Source organism: Gammaproteobacteria bacterium, from assembly GCA_011375345.1.
Classification (GTDB): domain Bacteria; phylum Pseudomonadota; class Gammaproteobacteria; order DRLM01; family DRLM01; genus DRLM01.
This window is the reverse complement of record DRLM01000131.1, coordinates 1-3,376: the sequence shown is the minus strand read 5'-3', so window position 1 is coordinate 3,376 and position 3,376 is coordinate 1. Positions and strand designations below refer to the sequence as shown.

Here is a 3,376-nt window from a genome sequence, read left to right as displayed (position 1 = left end):
GGTGGCCTCCATGCCGTTTAGCCACACTTCCCAGCCGAGGCCCCAAGCGCCCAAGGTAGGGGATTCCCAGTTGTCTTCAACAAAGCGGATATCGTCTTGCAGCGGGTCGATGCCCAGCGCCGCGAGCGAATCGAGGTATAGCTGTTGGATGTTATCGGGCGAGGGCTTGAGTACCACTTGATACTGAAAATAGTGCTGCAAGCGGTTGGGGTTGTCGCCGTAGCGGCCGTCGGTGGGGCGGCGCGAGGGCTGCACATACGCCGCGCGCCAGGGCTCGGGGCCGATGGCTCGCAAGAAAGTGGCCGGGTGAAAGGTGCCCGCGCCCACTTCCATGTCGTAGGGTTGCAGAATCACACAGCCCCGCTCTGCCCAGTAGCGCTGCAGGGTGAGGATCAGGTCCTGAAAACTGATGGTGCTCGCCGCCATGGCTGTTCCGCCCGTCCAAAAGGGGGGCAATTATAGCGGCGTCGGCGGGCGCAAGACAGGGGGAGGCAGCCGCCTCCCCCCCGGATTTTACTGCGTGGTGAAGCTGAGGGCGGTGATGTTCAGGGTGTAGTCGTACCCCCCTCCCCCGGCACCGGTGAAATAGACACTGTTGGCACCGGTGCCTTTGGGGATGAGGCTGCCGATGAAGCCGCCGGGGAAAGTGTCCACCCGGGTCCACGGGCCCCAGGGCTGCTCGGCCGCGAACACCGCGCCCTTGACGTCAGATTCGGTGTAACCACTGAAAAAGAGGTATTTTTTCAGGCCGGAATGATACATGGCGGATGCCTGGGCATAGGTGTAGAGGCCGGAGACCGGCACGGCGTCGCTCTGGCTGGCGGACCAGCTTTGGGCGGCGCCGGTGTAATACTCCCAGGCGCTGTAATCGTGGGCCTGGTCCTTGGGCACCCGCGCCAGGTACACGTCCATCAAGGTGGCGGTGGGCTGGTTCAGTTCGTGGTCCAGACCAAAGGCATAGAGATAACCGTCGCTGTTGTCGCCATAGGCCTGGCCCATTTGCAAGAAGATCAACACCCGGAAGTGACTGTTTCCGCTCCAGGGGGAATTGCTCACCGTGGTCCAGCTCTGGCCGTGGTCATCGCTGTAGGCCAGGTACCCGTCCGTGACCGTGCCGGCGGGGTAGTGGGCCGCCAGCAGCAAACGGCTGCCCACGCTGATGAGGCTGGAGGTTTTCACCCAGGTGCTGTTGGCCGTGGCGTAGTCGGTGGGGAGGTTGCGGTAGACGATGCACTGATCGCTGCCGCTGCAATCGTTAAACGTTGGCGGCGTGCCGCTCAGGGCAATAAGGCCGTTGGGCGTGAAGCGGCACAGTTCGTAGCAGGCGTTGCAATCGTAGTGGTCACAAAAATCGCTGTAGAAACCGGCGCCCTGGGGCGGAGCCAGGCCGGGGCTCCATTGCCCGGATGTGGTGCAGGCAGCCTGGCTGGCGCTGCCACCTATCGTGGTGTCGGACCAGTCCACGACGACGCCGGGGACGGCCGGGGAAAAGCCCGCACTCAGGCTCAGGCTGGGGACGCAGTTTTTCATGCCCGTGCCGTCGCCGAAGGCCAGATACACCTTGTCGTCATCGGCCCAGGTCGCCGGCCACAGGTCGCCGAAATAATGCAGGTCGGTGGCGGTGGCCGCCACGCTGAGGCCGGTGAGCGTCGCATTGCTGTTACTGCTACTGCTGCTGTTGTCCGCACCGCTGCCGCCGCTGCTGGAGCTGGAACCACCGCCACAGGCACCCAGGCTGAGCAGGATGATTGTAACGACTAACAGCTGGGGACGAGTCATGGCCGTATGCCTCCTTGCCGCTGGGGATGTTGCGTTCACAGTGTCGGATACGCTCCTGCAAACTTGAGCTTCGCCCGCCACTCCGGCTCGCTCAATAGCGGTAACGCGCCTGCAGGCCGAAGGAATAACTGCGCCAGTTGACGTTGTTGAGGCGGGTGGTCTGGGTGCCGCTGGGCTGACCGGTGGTCTCGTCCACAGTGAAGACAGTGTCCACGCCGGGGTCGGTGGTCCATGCCTGCCAGGAGAAGCGGAACACGCCACCCCAGCGGCGGCTGAGCTGGAACTCGTCACGGAACTCGAAGGCGAACCCCTCACCTCTGGCCTCGTGGACGAAACTGACGGGGTGGGCCAGATCGCTGCGCAGGTTCCAGTCGGCCTCGCCACGGTAGCGGGCCTTGAAGTGGTATTCAAACCTCAGAGTCATTTGCCGTCGTTTGGAGGCTTCCATGCGAAAACGAAAACCCGCCCAGCCACCACGCCACCTCGCGTCGTAACGGCTGTCCAGACCGTCTATGGCGCGGGGCACGGTGCCGCCGGGATCCACGGTTTGCACGCCGTCGAACATGGTGAGGTTTTGGCGGTGCAGGGAGTACCCGATCATGGGCGCAAAGTAAGCGTAGCGCTCAACAGTGCGGTCAAACAGACGGAATTCGTAACCCACCCCCGCGCTGGCGTCCAGCACCCGGCCGCCGGCGGCGTTGTTGGAGCGGGAAAACTCCCCCTGGCGATTGTCAGAGGAGTAGTCAGAATCCTGGTTGTCGCCGGCGAGAATCTCCCCTGTGGCGCCGTACAAACGACTGATGAAACGCTGCTTCAGCCGTGCCCACAGCTCGCCCTGCAGCTCCGCGATGTGGAGCTGGTTCCAGGCCAGCTCGGACAGAATATTGGGATTGGTTCCGGTGCTGGTGCCGGCGATGTTCCAGGTGAGATTGTCGCGCCGGTAGGCCAGGCCCAGGTTGCCGTCCAATTCAATGTCATAAGCCGCGCCCTCGGCGGCGGTGGCCAGGAACAACAAGGCAAAACAGACTGGGAACCCCATCGCGGGACGCCAACCGGCTGGGGGAAAATGGAATGCGTCATCCATGAGAAGCTGGAATCCTTTTGCTTTGATCGCGATGGCGGCCGGGTGTGGATCTTGCCGGGCCTTTCCCGGCGCGCTCCCTTGAAACATCGGACCGTCAACCGATAACTTAACGTAGCAGGAGGGCTTATGGACACTGTAGTATTCAAGCCGAGCATCGTGGAAACCTGGCTGGACCTGTTGCAGGAGGCGCAGAACGACACCGCCCACGAACTGGACCAGGACGTTCTTTCCTACCTGGTTCTGCTGCTGATCCGTTTTACCGACGACCCCGCCCTTGCCACCAGCGTGCTGGCGCTGGAGTACCTGCAGAGCCAGCATCTGGAAGGCCGCCTCCAGCGGCACTGCCTGCGCGAAGTAGGGGACAAATGCCTGCTTTATTCCGGTCTGTTTCCCAAGCGGGCCCGGCGCCGGCGGGTGCGCGTGAGTTACTACGTTGATCTGGGCCGCAGTGCCTACCAGTCTCTCGCAGAGGGTATCGGACGGGACGGGGGCCTGACCTATGGTCAGCTGGCG

The 3,376-nt window shown here is 63.0% G+C and carries 4 protein-coding genes; 1 reads left to right on the top strand and 3 read right to left on the bottom strand.

Translation table 11 applies throughout. The annotated features are described in order from the left end of the window. The 3 genes from ENJ19_10070 to ENJ19_10060 all read right to left on the bottom strand — a co-directional run. Window positions 1-426: glycine--tRNA ligase subunit alpha (locus ENJ19_10070; GenBank protein HHM06070.1), on the bottom strand; the 426-nt coding region annotated here is incomplete at its 3' end. Window positions 427-513: 87 nt separating this feature from the next. Beyond that, complete coding sequence (locus ENJ19_10065) at window positions 514-1,779, bottom strand: DUF4185 domain-containing protein (protein HHM06069.1); 1,266 nt, start codon at window positions 1,777-1,779, stop codon at window positions 514-516. Between the two features lie 91 nt (window positions 1,780-1,870). Further along, window positions 1,871-2,818 (bottom strand): hypothetical protein, encoded by a 948-nt coding sequence (locus ENJ19_10060; GenBank protein HHM06068.1) that lies wholly within the window; start codon window positions 2,816-2,818, stop codon window positions 1,871-1,873. A gap of 171 nt (window positions 2,819-2,989) precedes the next feature. Between ENJ19_10060 and ENJ19_10055 the strand changes: the two genes are divergently transcribed. Further along, a partial coding sequence (locus ENJ19_10055; protein HHM06067.1) for a hypothetical protein occupies window positions 2,990-3,376 on the top strand: 387 nt, incomplete at its 3' end.